This window comes from Pedobacter sp. Leaf216 (assembly GCF_001421515.1).
In the GTDB taxonomy this organism is placed as follows: domain Bacteria; phylum Bacteroidota; class Bacteroidia; order Sphingobacteriales; family Sphingobacteriaceae; genus Pedobacter.
On the sequence record NZ_LMKM01000034.1, the window covers coordinates 1 to 20,547 of the forward strand.

18 protein-coding genes are annotated in these 20,547 nt (G+C 37.1%); 11 read left to right on the forward strand and 7 right to left on the reverse strand.

Features of this window, described 5'->3' with window-relative positions; translation table 11 throughout:
- The first annotated feature begins 461 nt into the window (after positions 1–461).
- Together ASE74_RS19715 and ASE74_RS19720 are read left to right on the forward strand one after the other, a co-directional pair.
- The gene (locus ASE74_RS19715; RefSeq protein ID WP_055912848.1) at positions 462–1,718 is read left to right on the forward strand and encodes a 6-bladed beta-propeller; all 1,257 of its coding nucleotides are present in this window, start codon (positions 462–464) and stop codon (positions 1,716–1,718) included.
- Between the two features lie 10 nt (positions 1,719–1,728).
- Positions 1,729–4,554 carry a TonB-dependent receptor gene (locus ASE74_RS19720; RefSeq protein WP_055912851.1) on the forward strand — a complete coding sequence of 942 codons (2,826 nt, stop codon included), beginning with the start codon at positions 1,729–1,731 and terminating at the stop codon, positions 4,552–4,554.
- 17 nt (positions 4,555–4,571) lie between these two features.
- On the opposite strand, the gene ASE74_RS19725 is transcribed toward ASE74_RS19720, so the two are convergent.
- Both ASE74_RS19725 and ASE74_RS19730 read right to left on the reverse strand, forming a co-directional pair.
- Positions 4,572–5,876, reverse strand: coding sequence for an amidohydrolase (locus ASE74_RS19725; protein WP_055912854.1), 1,305 nt, complete (start codon positions 5,874–5,876; stop codon positions 4,572–4,574).
- Between the two features lie 145 nt (positions 5,877–6,021).
- Positions 6,022–6,528, reverse strand: a complete 507-nt coding sequence (locus ASE74_RS19730) for a hypothetical protein (RefSeq protein ID WP_055913324.1) — start codon at positions 6,526–6,528, stop codon at positions 6,022–6,024.
- A 158-nt stretch (positions 6,529–6,686) separates the two neighbouring features.
- Between ASE74_RS19730 and pgi the strand changes: the two genes are divergently transcribed.
- The 8 genes from pgi (at position 6,687) to ASE74_RS19765 (ending at position 14,684) form a co-directional block, all read left to right on the forward strand.
- The gene (gene pgi / locus ASE74_RS19735; RefSeq protein WP_055912856.1) at positions 6,687–8,336 is read left to right on the forward strand and encodes a glucose-6-phosphate isomerase; all 1,650 of its coding nucleotides are present in this window, start codon (positions 6,687–6,689) and stop codon (positions 8,334–8,336) included.
- 174 nt (positions 8,337–8,510) lie between these two features.
- Positions 8,511–9,824, forward strand: a complete 1,314-nt coding sequence (locus ASE74_RS19740) for a pitrilysin family protein (RefSeq protein WP_055912858.1) — start codon at positions 8,511–8,513, stop codon at positions 9,822–9,824.
- A 32-nt stretch (positions 9,825–9,856) separates the two neighbouring features.
- A complete protein-coding gene (locus tag ASE74_RS19745) occupies positions 9,857–11,935 on the forward strand; it encodes a pitrilysin family protein (RefSeq protein WP_055912861.1) in 2,079 nt (692 codons plus the stop codon).
- A 205-nt stretch (positions 11,936–12,140) separates the two neighbouring features.
- On the forward strand, positions 12,141–12,263 hold the full coding sequence (locus ASE74_RS25375) for a hypothetical protein (protein ID WP_255352060.1): 123 nt from the start codon (positions 12,141–12,143) through the stop codon (positions 12,261–12,263).
- A gap of 17 nt (positions 12,264–12,280) precedes the next feature.
- Positions 12,281–12,649: a hypothetical protein gene (locus ASE74_RS19750; RefSeq protein WP_055912863.1), complete on the forward strand. Its 369-nt coding sequence runs from the start codon at positions 12,281–12,283 to the stop codon at positions 12,647–12,649.
- A gap of 50 nt (positions 12,650–12,699) precedes the next feature.
- The gene (locus tag ASE74_RS19755) at positions 12,700–13,242 is read left to right on the forward strand and encodes a YceI family protein (RefSeq protein WP_055912865.1); all 543 of its coding nucleotides are present in this window, start codon (positions 12,700–12,702) and stop codon (positions 13,240–13,242) included.
- A gap of 6 nt (positions 13,243–13,248) precedes the next feature.
- Entirely contained in the window at positions 13,249–14,196 is a 948-nt protein-coding gene (locus tag ASE74_RS19760) for a DUF5777 family beta-barrel protein (RefSeq protein ID WP_055912869.1), read from the forward strand.
- Positions 14,197–14,231: 35 nt separating this feature from the next.
- Positions 14,232–14,684, forward strand: coding sequence for a ubiquinol-cytochrome c reductase iron-sulfur subunit (locus ASE74_RS19765; RefSeq protein WP_055912872.1), 453 nt, complete (start codon positions 14,232–14,234; stop codon positions 14,682–14,684).
- Between the two features lie 59 nt (positions 14,685–14,743).
- Here ASE74_RS19765 and ASE74_RS19770 read toward each other — a convergent pair whose 3' ends face one another.
- Genes ASE74_RS19770 through ASE74_RS19780 form a run of 3 tightly spaced genes read right to left on the reverse strand, consistent with a single transcriptional unit; the run spans position 14,744 to position 17,977 of the window.
- Positions 14,744–15,886 (reverse strand): ABC transporter permease, encoded by a 1,143-nt coding sequence (locus ASE74_RS19770; RefSeq protein ID WP_055912874.1) that lies wholly within the window; start codon positions 15,884–15,886, stop codon positions 14,744–14,746.
- Positions 15,886–17,022: a glycosyltransferase gene (locus ASE74_RS19775; protein ID WP_082458869.1), complete on the reverse strand. Its 1,137-nt coding sequence runs from the start codon at positions 17,020–17,022 to the stop codon at positions 15,886–15,888. Before ASE74_RS19775 ends, ASE74_RS19770 begins: the two co-directional genes overlap by 1 nt.
- Positions 17,000–17,977, reverse strand: coding sequence for a lysylphosphatidylglycerol synthase domain-containing protein (locus tag ASE74_RS19780; protein ID WP_055912876.1), 978 nt, complete (start codon positions 17,975–17,977; stop codon positions 17,000–17,002). Before ASE74_RS19780 ends, ASE74_RS19775 begins: the two co-directional genes overlap by 23 nt.
- Positions 17,978–18,018: 41 nt before the next feature.
- Here ASE74_RS19780 and ruvC point away from each other — a divergent pair, with 41 nt between their 5' ends.
- A complete protein-coding gene (gene ruvC / locus ASE74_RS19785) occupies positions 18,019–18,606 on the forward strand; it encodes a crossover junction endodeoxyribonuclease RuvC (RefSeq protein ID WP_055913336.1) in 588 nt (195 codons plus the stop codon).
- A gap of 293 nt (positions 18,607–18,899) precedes the next feature.
- Here ruvC and ASE74_RS19790 read toward each other — a convergent pair whose 3' ends face one another.
- Positions 18,900–19,793 carry a DUF4349 domain-containing protein gene (locus tag ASE74_RS19790; protein ID WP_055912880.1) on the reverse strand — a complete coding sequence of 298 codons (894 nt, stop codon included), beginning with the start codon at positions 19,791–19,793 and terminating at the stop codon, positions 18,900–18,902.
- Between the two features lie 533 nt (positions 19,794–20,326).
- A complete protein-coding gene (locus ASE74_RS19795; RefSeq protein WP_055912883.1) occupies positions 20,327–20,545 on the reverse strand; it encodes a hypothetical protein in 219 nt (72 codons plus the stop codon).
- Between the last annotated feature and the right edge of the window lie 2 nt (positions 20,546–20,547).

Below are 20,547 nucleotides of genomic sequence, written 5' to 3' on the forward strand. Positions count from 1 at the left end.
CGCAGTCACCCACGACACCCTTGTCTCGAGCTAACACTTCCTACTGCTAAGCGTGTTCGGGACTTGAACCCTATAGTCGATTGCCATGCCCGGCGCACGAAATAATAAAGGCCATTTACCCTTTCGGGATTAAGGACTTTAAGAAACCATAATCAAAACCTTAACAAACTTAACTTCTTAATGGTTAAAATGATCCAGGGGGTTAAGATTAAGAATCAACGATAATTTGCCTGAACTAAATTACCTGTATTTTAATCCTTTTCAGCTATAAATTAACCTACTCTGTAACTTAGCTGTTAAAACTTGTTAAAATCATAAAATGAATAATCAACTAACTGTTTAATTGATTAATTTCCAACAATATTTATCAAATCGGCCGGAAATTAACTTGCGCTTCATCAGGTGGCGTAGCTAAAACTGAACAGATATATTTAATTATTATTAACCTCTAACCAATACAAATGAAAACGCGCATGCTCTTTTTAGCGTATTTATTTTTCTGTACTGCAGCATGGGCTCAGCAAGGAAAGATAGATAGCACTGAAATGCTCACCCTACGTATCGATCCACAAACTGCCCATGGCGCAGCTGTTTCGCAGATTTTTAGTGAAGTAGAATTTATTCCGCTTGAAACCACCAAAGAAAGTCTTTTTGGTAGTATCAGCCAGTTGAAAATTATGGAAGATAACTACGTGATATATGATTATGATACTAAGGCCATACTAATTTTTGGAAAAGACGGGAAATACAGAGCAAAAATCAATGCAAGCAATATAGAACAGGATAAAAATGAAAAAAACAAGTCAGAGTTTTATGGTTTCATTCCTGAGCAAGAAAACAACACCAGCTACATCGTCGTATATGCAGGCGTTCGCATTTTTTATTTTGATTTAAAGGGGAAACTGGTCAAAAAAATAATGGAAAAGGATTATGTAAACCGCCATTCCAGCCGCGATTTAAAGTTTGCAAGTAATGGAACCATTGTTCGGCCTGATTATTTACAAAAACAAGGCAAAGACAGTACTTTTTATGAATTGGGTTTCATTAATAAGAACAAAGATTCTGTAGGCTATTTCCCTTACAGTTCTAAAAGATATGATAATGATGAATTTTGGAGCTCTGGTTCGCGCTATTCTCAAACCGCACCAGATGAGATACTTTATTTAAACTATTATTCGTACGACATCTATAAAGCAAGGCCTTCAAAACTTTCGCTTGCCTACCACATTATATTTCCCGCAGCTAATTCCTTACCGAGAGACTTTAACAGCAATCCGGTTTATGTAAAAAAACGCGGAGAATTTTTCAAAAATAATCCAAAGGTTTTTTATGGTTTAAGTAACACTTTTCTGGTTGGCAACAACCTGTATTTCAAAATGCACAACTTCGGCTGGGATAGGACAATGAAAAAGGCATTGATTTATAACCTGAAAACCAGCGAACTAACATCTATACAAGATTTGGAACCCGATGCCCTTTCTTCTTTTTTGCCAGTAACAGATGCGAGCGGCAGTTTTTATGATTTTATGAATAAAGGCTTCCAGTTATATGAAAATGGGTATTTCTATACAAATTATTCTTCTTTGGCCATGTTTGCATTTAAAGAACAAAGTGAAGGTAAAACAAACAAATATCCACCCGCTTTAGAAGCATATTTTAAAACCCAGAATAAAAAGAGTAATCCTGTGCTTATCAAACTTAAACCTAAATTAGACTAACCATCCCTAAATGTACCATCTTAAACGCCTCCTCATTGTATCTTTATGTTTATTCAGCTTTTACAGTACAAAAGCCCAACAGGCAAATCCAACCCAGATTGGAGCTGTAAAAGGAGTAATTAGAGATACCACACACAACTACAATTTAAAATCGGCAACAGTATCGTTGTTTAAAGGCGATAGCACCTTAATCAGCTATCAGTTAAGCAATAATTATGGTGAATTTAGCTTCAAAAATTTACCGCTTAATGCTAAAATGTATGTAGAAATCAGTCATGTAGGTTACCAATTATTACGGAAAAATTTCACCATTGTTGATGAGAAAAATGCCCTTGATTTAAAAACATTGATTATCTCCATAAAAGACAACAATTTACAGGATGTGGAAATTAGGGTAGCACCTATTACCATGAATGGCGATACCCTCGAATTTAATGCTGCTGCTTTTAAATTGGATACAAATGCTGTTGTGGAAGATCTTTTGCGTAAAATACCCAATGTAACCTTGTGGGGCGATGGACAGATTACCGTGAATGGCCGCGAGGTAAAAAGTTTGCTCGTAAACGGAAAACAGTTTTTTGGTGGCGATTTTAAAATTGCTACACAGAACATAGCTAAAAATGCTTTAGACAAAGTTCAGGTATATCGTGAAAGAAATGAGAAAAACCCACTCGATAGCACGCTGACGGTAAATTTAAAACTTAAGAAGGGCAAGGATATTGGTTTTTTTGGCAAAATTGGTGCTGGTTATGGTACCACCAAAAAATACGAGGTTGATGCGAGTGTAAACATGTTTTCGCCCAAGATGCAGCTTGGGATTATCGGCGCGAGCAACAACATTAACAAAACAGCCAACAACGTTAGAACTTTAACCGCCAATAGTACATTTAAAGGTTTAAATACGAATGTAGAATATCAGCCTGATTTTAGGCAATCGGGTATTAACCAACCCAATATAGGTGGCGTAACTTTTACCTACAACTTTGTAGAAAAACCTGAGTATAATAAAAAAAGCACCATAAACGCCAATTATTTTATACAAAACAGAAACAACGAAAGTTTATCTGATGCGCAAACCACCACCTCAATCAATGCTACTGAAAAAATATTCGATACAAACACCTCTACAGGCAATTCTGCATCAACAAATCAAAACTTTGATTCGAATTTCGAATATGCGAACGAAAACCACAGGTTTAACATTAGGCCGTCAATGTCTGTAAATAATGGTACGTCAAACAATGATACACAAAGAAGTGCTTACAATGGTCAGAATGTGCTTACCAGTACAAATAATAGTAAGGCACAAAATGACTTTAACAACAAAGGGTTTAATCTTGCCATAAGTTATGGTTTATCTCCCAATTATATTACCAGAAAAGAGCATCGTTTTAATGGCCTAAATGCGAATTATCAATTGTCGGTAAATGATAATGATAACCAAAGGTCTAATTTAACCTCTTTTAGATCGTTTGTAGACCCCGCGTCCAATACGGATTTCGATAGAAGGTATGACACTCAGCGAAAATCCATCAATCAAAACCTGTCATTGGAAATTCCCAATTTAAAATCGCTTTTATTCGGTTATAAAAATCTTGCTGACTTCGATTTATCACTATCCAACAATTTAGCGCTTAAGCACAATACCGACCACAACCAGGTGGAAGATTTAAAAGGAGGGATTTATGCAACCAATAGTTATTTAAGTAATCATACCAAAACAAATTTGGTTGATGAAACGCCAGGCATCACTTTAAGCAAATCTTTCAGAAAAAGTTTATCGAACCGGTATGATAAAAATCTACAGATTCAGGTTTCGGCAAAACACCGCTTTATTATTCAGGATAATCAATCTGATAAGGCACAGCAAAACATCAACCGCGCGTACAACAGCTTTGTGCCTGAAATCAATATCACTTCAAGCAATTACCAATATGGCGAATTTTACAGGTCGATTACCTTGACTTATCAAACCAATATTATTATACCCTCTTTACAGCAACTGGCTCCTTTAATTGATAGTACTAATGTGTATAACTTACAAATAGGCAATATTAAGCTTAGGGAATCAAAAGACAGATCTATTAACTTAAATGTGAATCATTCTGATCAAAAAAGCAAAAACACCTTAAATTATAACTTTAATGTATCTGCAGGTATTATAAATGATGGAATAGTAGATAGTATTTTTATTGATAACCAAAACAAGCGAACCATTTATTTAACCAATGCCAATGGCAATAAATACTTTAACTCCAGTGGTTATTTAAGGAAAACATTTAAATTAAAAACCTCAGAACTGCAACTAAGCATAAACGGTGGATTGAATATTGCAAAGAGTGCCAGTTACCTCAATGATGTATTTAGTTTTTCGAATACTTTAAATACCAATGCAAAACTAAGTTTAAACTATACTTATAAAGATAAATTTGCCACAGAGGTAGGCCAGGGATTTGATACTTATAGATCGGAACAGGAAGCTTTTAATACAAAATACAGTGGAATAAATTTAACCAGTTCATTAAGCTCAATTTATAACATTACCAAAAAATTTACCTTAAGCAGCAACATCAGCTTTAATTCCAGCAAATCGAACAGTGCTGCAAATATTAATTTCGCCATATGGAATGCAAGCGCAACATACCGCTTTTTAAAGGGAAACAACGCAGAGTTTAAATTCTCGGCCATGGATCTGCTCCATCAAAACACTAATATTATTAACTATGGTGGCGTTAACAGTTTTACAGTAGGCACACAAAATGTGTTACAGCAATACTTTATGACAACGTTTTCCTATTACCCAAGACAATTTGGCAAAAAAACTGTGAAGAAATAAGATGATTAAACATCATCTTATTTCTTCATTGTCATATAATCTAAAGTGAGGTTAGAAAGCAATTTAACACCCAACACAAAGCCGCTTTCATCAAGGTAAAAATCAGGAGTATGGTGAGATGGCGCTTTTAATGGATCTTTACCTTTTGGCATTCCACCAAGAAACACAAACAAGCCAGGGACTTTTTCCTGAAAGAAAGAAAAATCTTCAGCGCCGGTAACTGGTGGTTTTAATTTTACATGATCTTTGCCTGCTGTTGCTTGCATACTAGGCAGCATTTTTTCGGTAAGGGCAATATGATTAAAAGTAACCGGATAATGGTTGCTGTAAGGAATTTTTACTTCGGCGGTAGCACCACCAGCTTCGGCAGTTTTGGTTACTATGGTTTTAATCCTCTCGATAAACATAGCCTCATCTTCTTTGCTAAAGTTACGAACCGTACCCAGCATTTCTACTTTTTCGGGAATGATGTTCGATCGTACACCGCCATTGATAGCCCCAATAGTAACTACACCGGGATTCTCGGTCACGTTTAAATTTCTGCTCACAATGGTTTGCAGGTTATTAATAATCTGAGCCGAAACCACAACCGGATCGATACTGCTCCATGGGTAAGCGCCATGTGCCTGTCGGCCGGTAACCGTAATCTTCATGTCGTTAACAGCGGCCATTGTGCCACCCGGGCGGTAAGTAACTTCGCCAACCTCGGTTTGAGAATTGATATGCAAACCAAATATCACATCTACTTTAGGGTTTTCTAACACCCCCTCCTTAATCATTAAAGCTGCTCCACCTTCATCTCCTGCTGGCACACCCTCTTCGGCAGGCTGGAAAATAAATTTCACCGTACCTTGTATATCTTTTTGCATGGAAGCCAGCACTTCTGCCACCCCCATTAAAATGGCCACGTGGCTATCATGTCCACAGGCGTGCATAACTCCAACCTCCTGTCCGTTATATTGCGTTTTTACTTTCGAAGCAAACGGCACATCCACCCTTTCAGTTACCGGCAAGCCATCCATATCGGCACGTAAAGCCACCACCGGGCCAGGTTTTCCTCCCTTTAAAATACCCACCACACCAGTTTTTGCCACTCCAGTTGAAACTTTAATCCCTAAAGATTCGAGATGTTTTGCAATTATGCCCGCAGTTCTTACCTCTGTATTGCCCAATTCAGGGTGTTCATGAAAATCGCGGCGCCAGGTAATTACTTTTTGTTCAATGGCATCAGCTTTTTTCGAGACCAATGGCCTCAAATCTGATTTTTGTGCAAAAGAATTTAATGTTAATAAGGAAATGCTGAGCAGGTATATTTTCTTCATAAATAGTTGTTTAGTTTAGGTGCTCTAATCTAAACAATTTTAAGGAGAGATGGAATTGTTTGATACAATGCAATAGTGATTTTCTGATTTGTCAAGTTTAACAACCATTATGCCATTAAAGTTCAAAATCTCCTTAAAGGCAGCATTAAAACATCCCTTTCAACTTATTTATAATGCCACCTTCACCAGTTTCATTTGGCTGCTGTGCTTGCTTGCCCCCATTAAACATACCAATTACATCACTCACATCAAATTTGCCATCATTACCCCCTAAACTACCCAATACATCTTTAATATTGAAAGAACTATCGTTCGGATCATTCGTTTTTTGTGTAAACTTGGCAATCAACCCCGGGATAATACTTGCAGCCAAAGATTTTGCCGTATCGACATTAATACCCAATCCACTAAGTTTATCCATAAAACTACCCGAAGCCTGTGCGGCAACCTGAGTACCCTCTGCTTTATTTCCATTAAAAATATCGGTTAGAGCACCAATATTACCTGAGGATACCTGGTTTTTAAGCGTATCGAAAATAGAACCCGAAGCTGCTTGAATTACTGCTTCATTATGCTCATTCGGAATAGCAGCATTGTTTACAACACTTTCCTGTACGTTTTCGCGCACCATTTCATTTAAATTTTCTATCATGGTAATTAAGTTAATGGTTAAAACAATAATGGTTATTAACAGCACCTTTCTATTAAAGTTAAGGCGTTTATTCGACATTAAAAATTCTTAATGATTTTGAACATTAAAAAGACCGTTTTAAATTTTTGCTTTATTACTTTTACAAAAAAACAAAGATTATGTTACCTAAAGTAAATTTTACAGAAACTGAGGCTTACAAGTATTTAGCCGATCATTTTATAGATATTAATCAAAAAAGCATTAAAGATCTATTTGCTGAAGATGCAGATCGCTTTAATAAGTTTTCAGTTTTTTTTGAGGATATTTTATTGGATTACAGTAAAAACCACATTAGCGACGAAACATTGGCTTTGCTGATTCAGTTGGCACGGGAGTGTAAATTGGATGAAGCCATAAAATCGATGTACAATGGCGATAAAATTAACGAAACAGAAGATCGTTCGGTACTCCACATCGCTTTACGTAACCTAAGCAATACGCCAATTTTGGTTGATGGCAAGGATGTAATGCCTGAAGTTAACGCAGTATTGGCTAAAATGGAAAAATTTAGCAACAGCATTATCAGTGGTGATTGGAAGGGCTACACAGGCAAAGCCATTACTGATGTGGTAAATATTGGTATCGGTGGCTCAGATTTAGGTCCGGTTATGGTTACCGAAGCCCTTAAACATTATAAAAATCACTTAAATATTCATTTCGTTTCCAATATTGATGGCACACACATCGCCGAAACATTGGCCGGTTTAAATGCTGAAACTACCCTCTTTTTGGTGGCTTCTAAAACATTTACCACACAAGAAACCATGACAAACGCACACTCTGCACGTTCATGGTTTTTAGATAAAGGTGGGAAAGAAGGCGATATTGCCAAACACTTTGCTGCGCTATCTACAAATGCCAAAGATGTTTCTGCTTTTGGGATCGATACCGAAAATATGTTTGAGTTTTGGGATTGGGTTGGTGGCCGTTATTCGTTATGGAGTGCTATTGGTTTATCTATCTCATTAAGTATCGGTTTTGACAATTTTAAACAATTATTGGCTGGTGCACACGCAACCGATAACCACTTTAAAACAGCTGAATTTGAAAGCAACCTCCCTGTAATTTTAGGTTTATTAGGTGTTTGGTACATTAATTTCTATAATGCAGAAACGCAGGTAATTTTACCTTACGATCAATACATGCACCGGTTTGCAGCATATTTTCAGCAAGGCGATATGGAAAGTAATGGTAAACATGTGGATAGAAACGGCAATGAAGTTGATTACGAAACAGGCCCTATCATCTGGGGAGAACCTGGTACAAATGGCCAGCATGCTTTTTACCAGTTAATTCACCAGGGAACAAGAATTATTCCTGCAGATTTTATTGCACCGGCGCAAAGTTTAAATCCTCTTGGCGATCATCATCCAATTTTACTTTCCAATTTTTTTGCACAAACAGAAGCTTTAATGAATGGAAAAACTGAAGAAGAAGTAACGGGAGAGTTGAAAAAAGAAGGCAAATCGGATGCTGAAATTGCAAAAATTGCTCCTTTTAAAGTATTTGAAGGAAACCGCCCGACAAATTCAATTTTACTTAAAAAAGTAACTCCATATACGTTGGGTAGCTTAGTTGCCATGTATGAGCATAAAATCTTTGTACAAGGCGTAATCTGGAATATTTTCAGCTTCGACCAGTGGGGAGTTGAGCTAGGCAAGCAATTGGCCAAAAAGATTCTTCCTGAATTAGCAGGTAGCGAACAAATTTCGAGTCACGATAGCTCCACAAATGGTTTAATTAACCAATATAAGGCCTGGAGATCATAAATCTTAAAAAAAAGCGAGTTAATACTCGCTTTTTTTGTTTTATTCCATAATTTAGGCCTTCCTTATTGTTATTTCACTTCATGTGAAAAAATCAAATTAACTATTTCAAGAAATAATCGCTCGCCTCAGCCTTTGATCATTTCGTATCATTAAAACAAAACCTATTAAAACCTTATGAAAAAAAGAATTCTTTTTGCATTGGCTTTTTCCGGTCTGTATTTAAGTGCTTCTGCCCAAAAAGTACAGTTCACGGAATTTGACCTGGACAATGGCCTCCACGTCATTCTACACCAAGACAAAACTGCTCCCGTTGTTGCCATTTCGGTAATGTACCACGTTGGCTCAAAAGATGAAGAAACCCAACGCACAGGATTTGCCCACTTTTTTGAACATTTATTATTTGAAGGCTCTAAAAATATTAAAAAAGGAGATTTCATGAAACTGGTAAGCAGTAATGGCGGACAAAACAACGCCAATACCTCGCAAGACCGCACTTTTTATTATGAGCTTTTCCCTTCAAACCAATTGGCACTCGGCTTATGGTTAGAAAGTGAAAGGATGTTACATCCGGTAATTAATGAGGGTGGAGTAAAAACCCAAAACGAAGTTGTTAAAGAAGAAAAACGTTTACGTATTGATAATGCACCTTACGGAAAATTTACTGAGAAAATTTTTGGCCATTTGTTTGATGGGCATCCATACCGCTGGCAGCCAATTGGTTCAATGGAGCATTTGGATGCGGCTAAACTTGATGAATTTATAGCATTCTTTAAAAAATATTATGTACCGAACAATGCTGTTTTAACCATTGCAGGCGATTTAGATATAGAGAAGACCAAAGGTTTGGTAAAATCTTATTTTGATGAAGTACCTAAGGGTGCCCCTATTGTGCGTAAAGACTTCAAATTACCAGAAATTACCAAAGAAATTATCGATACTGCTTACGACGCCAATATTCAAATTCCTGCAATTTTTGCAGCTTACCGCGTACCTGGAATGAAAACCAGAGAAAGTAAAGTGTTAGGAATGATAAGCTCAATTTTATCAGAAGGAGGAAGTTCGAGATTAAGCACTAAAATGGTTGATCAAAAGAAAACGGCTCTACAGGTTGCTGCTTTTAATTATTCGCTGGAAGATTATGGAGCTTACATTACCCTTGCCTTACCAAATAAAAACACCCCCCTTAACGATTTGTTAAAAGATATTGATGAGGAAGTTTTGCGTCTTCAAACTGACTTAATCAGCGAAAGCGATTACAAAAAGTTGCAAAATAAGTTCGAAAACAATTATGTAAGTGCAAATAGCAAAATGCTCGGTATCGCAGAAAACCTGGCTGATGGTTACACATTTCACGATAAGGATACAAATGATATTAACAAGGAATTAGAGGTAATCAGATCCATCACCCGTGAGGAGATTAGAGATGTTGCTAAAAAATACCTCAACAAAAACCAGAGAGTTGTATTGTATTACTTACCTAAGAAATAAGCAGAGCGCTTTTCATTTTAACTATTAACAACATGAAAAAATTATTCATTATAGCTGCAGTTTCCTTATTGGCTCAAGGTATTTCAGCACAAACTATAGATCGAAGCCAAAAACCAAAACCAGGTCCAGCACCAGTTATAACCGTAGCCGATCCTGTTATATATAAATTATCAAACGGCATTACAGTTTTGGTTGTCGAAAATCATAAACTGCCAAAAATTTCTGCAAGTTACAGTATTGATGCAGGTCCGATTACCGAAGGATCAAAAGCAGGTGTGATTGGGCTGATGGGCAGTATGCTAAACGAAGGTACCACTACAAAAACAAAAGCCCAATTCGATGAGGCAGTAGATCAGCTGGGTGCTAATGTTGGTGCGGGGGCTTATGGCGGTTCAGCTTCAGCTTTAACGCGTTATTTTCCCCAGGCTTTTGCACTTTTGGCAGAGAGCATCCGTAAACCAGCATTTCCCGCAGAATCTTTCGAGAAATTAAAATCTCAGGCAATAACTGGTTTAAAAGCGAGCGAAAAAAGTGCCAAAGCAATATCCGAAAGGGTGGTTAATGCATTGGCATATGGAAAAAACCATCCCAATGGAGAATTCGAAACCGAATCTTCGCTAAATGGCATTACTTTGGATGATGTAAAAACTGCCTACAAGAAATACATTACGCCATCAAGAGGTTACTTAACTTTTGTGGGTGATATTAAACCTGAAGCTGCAAAAGCCCTTGCCGAAAAAGCATTTGGCGATTGGAGAGGAACCGCTTTAACCTTACCGGTACTTGCAAAGGTGGCTAACCCAGCGAAAACTGAAGTTGATATCATTAATGTAAGTAATGCAGTACAATCAGAAATCACAGTAGTAAACTTAATCGACCTACCGATGAGCAACCCTGATTATTTCCCGGTGTTATTGGCAAACCAGATTTTAGGTGGAGGCTCTGAATCGAGATTATTCAACAACCTGCGCGAGAAACATGGCTTTACTTATGGCGCATACTCAAGCACTGGTTCCGGACGTTTTCAATCTAAATTTTTGGCAAATGCTGCGGTTAGAAACGAGAAAGTTGATAGTGCCGTGGTAGAATTTTTAAGAGAAATTAATACCATCCGCACCACAAAAGTTTCTGCCGATGAATTGCAGAATGCAAAAAATCTTTTCAACGGTTCGTTTGCATTAGGGTTAGAAAATCCGGCACGTACAGCAGGGTTCGCAAGTAATATCCTGATTAACGGTTTACCAAAAGATTTTTACCGTACTTATTTGCAAAAAGTAAATGCGGTAACTACTGATGATATTTTAAGGGTTACCAAAAAGTATTACAATCATGACAATACCAGGATTGTTATTGTGGGTAAAAGTGATGCATTTACCGCAGGCTTAACTAAAGCAGGCTTTAAAACTCAAATCTACGATAATTATGCAAGTCCTGTTAAAGCTACCGAAGCAACTACCGGACCAATAGCAGCACCTGCTGACGTGATTAAGAATTACATTAAAGCAATTGGCGGAGAAGAGGCCATTAAAAAACTTACTTCTTTACAGCAAACCGGTGAAATGGAAATGCAAGGCCAGAAGTTAGCCGTTACAATTAAAAACATGGCACCAAACTTAAGCAGCATGGAAATTTCGATGGCTGGCCAAACAGCAATGAAACAGGTTTATAACGGAAAAACGGGTTATTCTATGCAGATGGGTCAAAAAGCCGAATTAACCGGTGATGACCTTAACGAAAAGAAAGATGATAAAGGCTATGGCGCACAATTGTACTATGCGACAGATGGAACTAAAATAGAATCAGCAGGGAGCGCAAAAGTTGGAACCGCCGATGCATTTAAATTAACAGTAACTTCTCCATCAGGAAAAAAGAAAACCGAATATTACGATACCAAATCAGGTTTACTTTTAAAGGATGAAAGCGTTACAACTAAAGGTGGTGTAGAAATCAGTCAAACTACCGAATACAGCAATTATAAAAAAGTTGGCGATGTATTGTTTCCGTTTACTTTAACGCAATCAATATCAACTCCACAAGGTGCTCAGGAATTTGCAATTGCAATAAAAGAGATTAAGGTTAATCCACCTTTGAAAGCAGAAGATTTTAACTAGAGATTAAAACAATTTAGTGAGTAAGCCGTGCCGATATAAAATCGACACGGCTTTTTTTTGTCTTTTTTTTTATTTCAGGCAACCAATAGGTAAAAAGCTACGTAACGATTAAGATTTCAAAAGAAAATCGATTTATAACACTTACTCAAATTAAAAAAGTAAGAATTTTTAACTAAACAAAACACAAATTTTAAGCTATTGGCATATGACAGCAAAAAAACAGGTTATTGCGATTTTATTCGCATCATTTCTGATCATATTATATATATCGGTAAAATCAGCAAGCCATTCTGACGATTTGCTTAAAATTTCAATTGCACCACGCTAATTTTTAACAAATACCTTATGAAAAAACAAAGTTCCCTAGTTTTATTAGTCGCGTTTACCGCCTTACTTTTTGCCTGCTCAAAAAAACAAGCAGAGGAGATAAAACCCGAAACTACAGTTCCTAATGGCCCAACAGTGGTTACAACTGCAAACGTTACCTATACCAATTTCGTTGGTGCCTTGCTGGAAACCAAATGCGGCAGATGCCATGGTCCTAATGGGTCTCTTAAAAGCATCTGGTTATTTAACGGCTTAGCCTCAGTAAAAAGCGATGCCCGTGTAGCCAACAGTATATTGGTTACTAAAACCATGCCCAAAGGCAGCACATTAACGACCAATGAAAGAGACTTACTGCAGGCCTGGTTTGATAAAAACATGCCCGAATAGTAGATCATCAGCAGCAAACAAAATATTCGTTCACAGTAAATACTCTACAAATGCAAAAATTAATTATCACTTTATTAGCCTTGTTTTTATGCACGGGCTTAAAGGCACAAATATGGGTAAGTAAAAACGTTACTTCTTCATTCTTCTCTACAACACCTGTAGAAGATATTGATGCGCAAAGCAAAACAGGAGCTTCTGCAATTAACACCAAAACCAACGAAATTATTTTCAAGATTAATAATACCTCTTACCAGTTTAAGAAAAAGCTGATGCAGGAACATTTCAACGAAAATTATATCGAAAGCGATAAATATCCCACTTCAGATTTTAAGGGAAAAATTGTAGAACAGATCGACTTTTCGAAACCAGGTACCTACCCTATTACCGTAAAAGGAAACTTACAAATACATGGCGTAACTAAAGAATATACAGCAAAAGGATCATTGGTTATTGGTAATAATGAAGCGAAGGCAAGTTCTGCATTTAATGTAAAACTGGCAGATCATGATATTAAAATCCCAACGATTGTATTTAAACAGATTGCAGAAACCATCCAGGTAAAAATGACTGCTACTTATCAACCTAAAAAATAAAATTTCATGAAACATCATCTAAAATCTCTTTTATATCTATTTATTTTCGGCTTTCCATCATTTGTTTTCGCACAGGATTCCCTTGAAAACGCCTTGGAGATACCAAAAGAAAAGAGCAATGTAAAAGCCACTTTTAAAGCAACGAAGCTCATTAATATACAAACCAATGAAACCATTTATAAAAATGAAATGGATTTTAGGGTAGACCACAGGTTTGGAGACATTGCCGGGAATGGTGGCGGAATAAAAAACTTTTTTGGATTGGATCAATCAACCGATATACGAATCGGCTTTGAATATGGCATCAGTGATAAACTTTCTGTAGGTTTAGCAAGGGCAAAAGGAGCCGGAATAGTTACTCAACTATATGAAGGAAATTTAAAATACCGCCTCTTAGAACAAACTACCGACGATAAAATACCTGTGGCCGTAACTTTATTCGGGAGCAGTACAATTGCTGCGGTAAAAGCATCAACCGATCCTACGGCAGCAAACGCTTATCGTAACTTTCAAGATCGCCTGGTATATGTTTTACAAGGTGTAATTGCACGCAAGTTCAATTCAAACTTTTCGATGCTGATCATGCCATCCTACGTACATCGGAACTTTACTGTTTTTGGTGATGAAAATGACTTATTTGCCCTTTCAGTTGGTGGTCGTATTAAAATCACAAAACGCATGGCTTTTGTGGCAGATTATACGTTTCCATTCAGAAATAAAGGTAAAAAGGCTTACCTAGAAAACACATCAGGCAATCAATATTACAACACACTTGGTGCCGGATTGGAATTTGAAACAGGCGGGCATATTTTTCACCTAAACTTCACCAACGCTACCGCTATTCAAGAATCTCAATTTATTACCGATACCAATACTTCATGGTTAAAAGGGCAATACCGTTGGGGTTTCAGCATTGCCAGAAGGTTCTCTTTCGATAAAAAGAAAGCAAAGTAGATTAAACCAAACAAACTATAACTAACAAAACAATTATGGAACGCAATGAATTTATCAAATCTTTAGGCCTGGGCGTAGCAATGGTATGCACCGGGGCCTGCTTTTCGGCTTGTGGCAAAAAAAGTGATTCACCCGAACCTGATAAACCAAATGGTGGTGGCATTCCTTCAGGTACTTCAGCAAAGGTAGATCTGAGCACGCAATTATTAACCATTGGTGCATCAATGGTTGTAAACAGCATTCTTTTTATCAGAACCGCTGCCGGCAACACTGCCTCATCTTTTGTGGCTACACAGGCTGCGTGCCCACATCAGGGTGGTGCATTGAGTTTTATACAGGCCAGTAACTACATTCAATGTGGTTTGCATAGTTCGAGGTATACCACATCAGGTAGTATTTTGGCGCAACCGAGCGATGGTGGTACCACAAGTGCCCTTAAAATTTACCCAATTACAATTGCAGGTAATATATTAACAGCAACAGCTTAAGATTTTGTTTTTTAAGGTTTGAGCAGTATCCTAATTGGTACTGCTTTTTTTATGCATGCCTAAACCGTTACATTTTGTCCTTTTACATCAAAGGCATCACGCAGGCCAATAGCAAGCACATTGAAAGCGTAAACGGTAAGCATAATGGCTAAGCCGGGTAAAATAGCGAGGTAAGCAGCATCCATAATTATGTAGCCATAATGTTCTTTTATCATGCTCCCCCAACTGGGCATTGGTGGCTGAGCACCGAAACCTAAAAAGCTAAGTCCGGTTTCCAATAATATGGCAGAGGCGAAATTAGAAGAGGCTACCACCAAAATAGGGCCTGCAATGTTCGGCAGTATATGTTTAATAATGGTACGGCTTGTACTAAAGCCTAATGCTCTTGCTGCTTCTACAAATTCGACTTCTTTTAATGCCATAACCTGTCCGCGTACCAACCTGGCCACATCAACCCATGTAGATAAACCAACCGCAATAAATATCTGCCAAAACCCCTTACCTAAAGCAAATGAAATGGCTATTACCAGCAGTAATGAGGGTAACGACCAAACCACATTCATGAACCAGCTGATTGCTGCATCTATTCGCCCGCCAAAATAACCGGCTATTGCACCTAAACTCACCCCGATAAAAAGCGAAATGAGTACAGCCATCAAACCTACTGATAATGATACGCGGATACCCAGTATTAACCGGCTCAGTAAATCACGACCATAAATATCTGTACCTAAAATGTAAGTGTGTTTGTATATGTTACTTGCTTCAAAAAGCGTTTTTTGAGTGGCAATTTTTGAAGGTATGGCACAAGAAGGGCATAAATCTTTTAATTCGTACCTGGTTTCTTTTGCTTTTTCATCTTCTCCAATGTATTCTTGCACATAAACAGCTTGATTTTCTATTTTATATGCCGTAATCGGAATACTTTTAAAAGTTGGTGTTTGTCCGTTGAGCATTCTCTCAAAAAAACCAACCTTTTCTATTTTAGGGTTTCTGCCAATAATCAAGAAGGTAAACGAACTGCCTGGTTTCTTCTTATTGAGCTGCAGTGTTTGAACATTTGCATTTGGAGAATCATCAGGCATAATCAGGTAGCCTAAAATACCCATCACCAATAAAAGTAAGATGAAAATCAATCCACCTAAGGCAAATTTATTCCGCTTAAACTTTAACCATACTTTTTTTGATGGGCTATTATCCATTACCTAACCATTCTGCCTTTCCAATTGTATTTTCCACTGTTTCCTGCAATGCCAATGTACACCATATACAATACGTGCAGTATATTTAAAACGGGAATTAATATGAGTAAACTGCGCCTTTTAGCAAAGCCTGTTACATCCCATAAAAATAATGTTTCTAAAATCATTTTAACCAATAATTGATAAAATGTGATGGATAAAAAACCCGGAATGAATAACCCGGTAATAAAATTTGCCAGGATAGATAGGTTAAAGATCCAGATTAATACCCCCAACACTATAATTGCTTTATTCTTATATCGGGTACTTTTCGAAGCCCACCGTTTACGTTGCTGTATAAACGAGCCTAATGTTTCTTTTGCGTGAGTATATACAATGGCCTCCCGGTTTTTCAGGAAACCGATCTGATCTGGATATTTAGCGGCGATTTTATGCAACAGCAATTCATCATCTCCCGAAGCAAGATCATCAATCCCCTGGAAACCGCCAACTTCGTAAAAGGTAGTTTTTTCGTAAGCTAAATTTGCACCGTTACAGGTAGAGGGTTGCTTGTTACCAATGGTAGAAGCACCTAAACCAATAAGGTAGAGAAACTCCAAAGATTGTAAACGTTCAAAAAAACTTTTTTCCTGGAAATAAGCCACCGGAGAAGAAATCATTTTATATTTTTTTTCTTCGTACAAGTTTACAATCGTTGCAAGCCATTCTGCCCCCATTCTGCAATCTGCATCCGTGGTAATAATTAAGTCGCCAGTACAGGTTCCTATAGCGGTTTGTATCGCCTTCTTTTTATAAGAATTTAACGCTCTATCCTCATTTAGTTTAATCAGTTTTACGTGCTGATCAGCATAACTTAATACAATTTCAGCCGTACGATCAGTTGAATGGTCATCAATAATAATAATCTCTGTTAAGGCTTTAGGGTATTGCTGCGCGATAAGATCATCAATGGTTTTGTTAATATTAGCTTCTTCGTCTCTTGCTGCAACAATGATTGATACCCTGGTTTGTGGATCTGATTTTTTTGGCGTAAAATATATCAGGTTATGCCATCCTCTAATAAAATTGAGGACTAAAAAACCATAAATTAAGGTCAAAGCAGCGGATAAAAGACTAATTAGATTTAAGATTTCCAAAAAAATTGAGTTTAAAAACGAAATAAGTGCCTAAGATAGCAGGAATTATAATATTTATGAGCCAAATACTTGCAGTGCATGCAATAACGGCTACATGTTGATCGGTTACGTGTTTAAATAATTCCACAGCGGTAACACTGCGTATTCCAACGTCAAACAGATCTAAAGATGGCAATGCCGACTGTACCAAAAAGAGTAAACACGTCATCATAATAATATCTGCATAATGCAGGCCGGGCACCAACCACACAAATAAAATGAAATATTGCGAGCTGAACACCAAATAACGTACAAAACAGTATGTAATGATTTTAAACAGTTCCCTTTTTCGGTAACGCGCTAAAATGCTGTAAAATTTTTTATATTTTCTGGTGAACTTAAAAGAAAGTAAAATTCCATTTAACCAGCGTATATTAAAATAGAAGATCAGAAAAAACAGGCAGAAAAAAACGGCTAAAAATACAACAGCAATAAAAAGAACACGATCTATCGGAATGAACCTATAAACAAAAAAACAGGCTGCAATGGCACCAAAAACATTGGTTAATACCAATTGCCCAATACTGCCAACACTCATGGCCACTATACCAACTATTCTTCTTTTTGGCGATAGAAAGAATACTCTTCCTCCGTATTCACCTAGCCTGTTCGGCGTAAAAATGGCCAGGGTTAATCCACAAAAAACTGATTCTATCGCCCTGTAGAAACTAATAGGTTCGATATGGCTCATGAGGTATTTCCATTTCCCAGCTTCTAAAAACCAGTTTACGAACATTAATATAACTACAATACCTATTACAGTAATGATCTCAACATGAGGTATATCTTTTAACAGGCTGCTAAAATTGTGCAGGTTCTTGTTTGCAACAAGCTTATGGTAAATGAACCAAAAAGCAAATATTACAATCGCAGCTTTAATGAAAAGTGATGATATTTTTTTGTGCTTGCCTGTCAAGATTATCTTTTTAGTTTGCAAATATGCTTAATATTGCTGTAATGTTGAACGAAAAAAAGGAACGGGTAATTATGGGCATCGATCCGGGCACTGCGGTGATGGGTTATGGTGTAATTTTGGAGAAGGGAAATAAAACGGAACTGATCAGTTTAGGGGTTGTAAAAATGACCCATTTAGATGATCCTTTTCTTAAACTTCAGCGGATATTTGAAAAAACGGTGGTGTTAATTGATCAGTATAAACCTGATGTTTTAGCCATTGAGGCACCGTTTTATGGAAAAAACATCCAGGTATTGTTAAAATTAGGTCGCGCGCAAGGTATAGCTATAGCAGCAGCACTTTCAAGGAATATTTCGGTAACAGAATATTCTCCACGTAAAATTAAACAATCGATTACCGGCAGTGGAAATGCCACCAAAGAGCAAGTGGCAGCGATGTTGCAAAGACTGCTGAATTTTAAAGAAACCCCAGAGTTTTTAGATGCTACAGATGGTTTGGCCGTAGCCGTTTGCCATTCTTTTCAAAAAATTAGCACCGGAGGTAAATCTAAAACTTATTCGGGTTGGGAATCCTTTGTAAGCGATAATAAAACTAAGGTTAAAGTGTTAGCGGTTAAAGCGAAGAAGTAATCAAATAGAAAATAAGTCTTCGACTACGCTCTGACTGACAATGTTAGTATGGTCCGTGCGGACACGGACCATGGAATGTGTATTATCAATTATAAATCATTCGTCTCCCTGAATTTATTTCAGGGTATTGGATAGATATTAGTTTAAAGTGGTCCGTGCGGACACGGACCATGGAATGTGTATTATCAATCATAAACCATTCGTCTCCCTGAATTTATTTCAGGGTCTATTGGATAAATATTAGTTTAAAGTGGTCCGTGCAGACACGGAGCATGGAACTGTAATAATAACTTTTATATCCTTGCTTGATCGATCATACTTTTCGTAGCTTCATCCACGGCCAGTTTATTCCTTTTAATAAAATATTTTATTGTAAAGAAAACGGCAGTACCAACCAATACCAACATCCAGAGATTCGAAATAGCAATAATAATTTCTTTAAAAATCGTCCAGCCGTTTACAATGCCAAGCCAAAGCCGGTTAAAAAATGCAGGACGATAATCATATAAGTTATCATTGGCAACCACCATCGTTTTAACCGTATTATCCTGATAAAAATTTAGTGTTATGGTACTCAACTTAACCCGGCTATCGATCTGCAGATTTTCAATTTTCTTATCTACATAATCATCTTTAATATAAAGCGATGACTCTACATTGGCACTTTTCTTTAAGGCTACTTTATTGATCTTCTCTATTGCATCTACCCTATTCTGGGCCTTCAATTTATTTGCTAAATAAGCAATGCTCTGGTCATCCATCTTCATCGACTGATGATCTACAAAAACCGCCATTTTAGCAATGGTGTTGGTAAATTCGTCAAGTTTCTCTGATGGAACTTTTGCCACCAGATAACCTTGGGTACGATAGGAAGTAATTTCTTTTAACGAATCTGTTGATTGTTTAACCTTATCGGTTTCTTGAATTGAACTTTCGATAGAGAATTCAGCAACCGTTCCTCCTTGTGCTTTTATGGTTTTACTCAGCTGTTCTTTAGTGTTTTGAACGTCTTTTACCCTAAAACGCATATCTGCAGTTTTAATAATTTTTTCTGCGGCGGTACTATCAAGGGGAGCATTTTCTAATTCTTCAGTGCTAACAGCATCGGCACTGGCGTATTTTTTATTTTCATTTTGGCAGCCAAAAATTGTTAAAACTATGGCTATAGCAATAATATTCCTTTTCATGATTCAGTGGTTCTAAATAAGTAATCATTTTAAATATTTGCTTCAAATGGCCATTAGAAGTTCAGCATTTTGGTTAGCTTTTAACGCTGTGTTTCCCCTTAATACCATAATTGTATTTAGGTAACCCAATCTTAAGTTTGGAGCCCTGAAATTGGAGTTTTGAGAGAATTTTGCTTATTATCCAACCTTTTATTTAACATACGAAGTTTGCTTCGTGTCTTAAACTCTTTGGATCTTATGTTTCTGTGTGTATCGCTTAGATGCCTTGCCATCTTATTTACTTCACTAATTTCGATGTTCACTGCTATCAGGCTTAGATTACTTGGACATATCTTTCTATCCTAAACCAACAACTGCGATAGGCACTGATTCTTCATCAGGCTAAAGCAAGTGGCGAAGCTGCTGTAAATTAACTGCTTGTGGATTCGCCTTTTGAAATAAGCAATAACATTTTATCTAACTGGTGATTTATAAAACAAAAAAGCCGATCATGAGTAAACATGACCGGCCTTTATATTTTGAAAGCAGATTGCTTATGCGTCTAATATTTTGAATACACCTTTAATGGCAATAATTGCACCGATGAACAAAATAATCCAAGATGCCAATGATAATTGCCACGAATCGTAAGCGAAACGTGCATAAGTACCCACCATGCAAACCAGTACACCAAAAATCATCATTTTATAAATTCCTGGCTGGTTAGCCGTTTTCATACTTTCTGTATTGTGCTTTAATTCGTTGTTCTCCATAA

What these genes read in the sequence shown, in the direction of transcription:
- pgi (WP_055912856.1), top strand. Translation starts at nt 6,687, where the DNA reads ATGTTACCTAAAGTAAATTTTACAGAAACTGAGGCTTACAAGTATTTA.
- ASE74_RS19750 (WP_055912863.1), top strand. Translation starts at nt 12,281, where the DNA reads ATGAAAAAACAAAGTTCCCTAGTTTTATTAGTCGCGTTTACCGCCTTA.
- ASE74_RS19790 (WP_055912880.1), bottom strand. Translation starts at nt 19,793, where the DNA reads ATGAAAAGGAATATTATTGCTATAGCCATAGTTTTAACAATTTTTGGC.
- ASE74_RS19740 (WP_055912858.1), top strand. Translation starts at nt 8,511, where the DNA reads ATGAAAAAAAGAATTCTTTTTGCATTGGCTTTTTCCGGTCTGTATTTA.
- ASE74_RS19760 (WP_055912869.1), top strand. Translation starts at nt 13,249, where the DNA reads ATGAAACATCATCTAAAATCTCTTTTATATCTATTTATTTTCGGCTTT.
- ASE74_RS19720 (WP_055912851.1), top strand. Translation starts at nt 1,729, where the DNA reads ATGTACCATCTTAAACGCCTCCTCATTGTATCTTTATGTTTATTCAGC.
- ASE74_RS19755 (WP_055912865.1), top strand. Translation starts at nt 12,700, where the DNA reads ATGCAAAAATTAATTATCACTTTATTAGCCTTGTTTTTATGCACGGGC.
- ASE74_RS19795 (WP_055912883.1), bottom strand. Translation starts at nt 20,545, where the DNA reads ATGGAGAACAACGAATTAAAGCACAATACAGAAAGTATGAAAACGGCT.
- ASE74_RS19765 (WP_055912872.1), top strand. Translation starts at nt 14,232, where the DNA reads ATGGAACGCAATGAATTTATCAAATCTTTAGGCCTGGGCGTAGCAATG.
- ASE74_RS19770 (WP_055912874.1), bottom strand. Translation starts at nt 15,886, where the DNA reads ATGGATAATAGCCCATCAAAAAAAGTATGGTTAAAGTTTAAGCGGAAT.
- ASE74_RS19745 (WP_055912861.1), top strand. Translation starts at nt 9,857, where the DNA reads ATGAAAAAATTATTCATTATAGCTGCAGTTTCCTTATTGGCTCAAGGT.
- ASE74_RS25375 (WP_255352060.1), top strand. Translation starts at nt 12,141, where the DNA reads ATGACAGCAAAAAAACAGGTTATTGCGATTTTATTCGCATCATTTCTG.
- ASE74_RS19730 (WP_055913324.1), bottom strand. Translation starts at nt 6,528, where the DNA reads ATGATAGAAAATTTAAATGAAATGGTGCGCGAAAACGTACAGGAAAGT.
- ASE74_RS19725 (WP_055912854.1), bottom strand. Translation starts at nt 5,876, where the DNA reads ATGAAGAAAATATACCTGCTCAGCATTTCCTTATTAACATTAAATTCT.
- ruvC (WP_055913336.1), top strand. Translation starts at nt 18,019, where the DNA reads ATGTTGAACGAAAAAAAGGAACGGGTAATTATGGGCATCGATCCGGGC.
- ASE74_RS19715 (WP_055912848.1), top strand. Translation starts at nt 462, where the DNA reads ATGAAAACGCGCATGCTCTTTTTAGCGTATTTATTTTTCTGTACTGCA.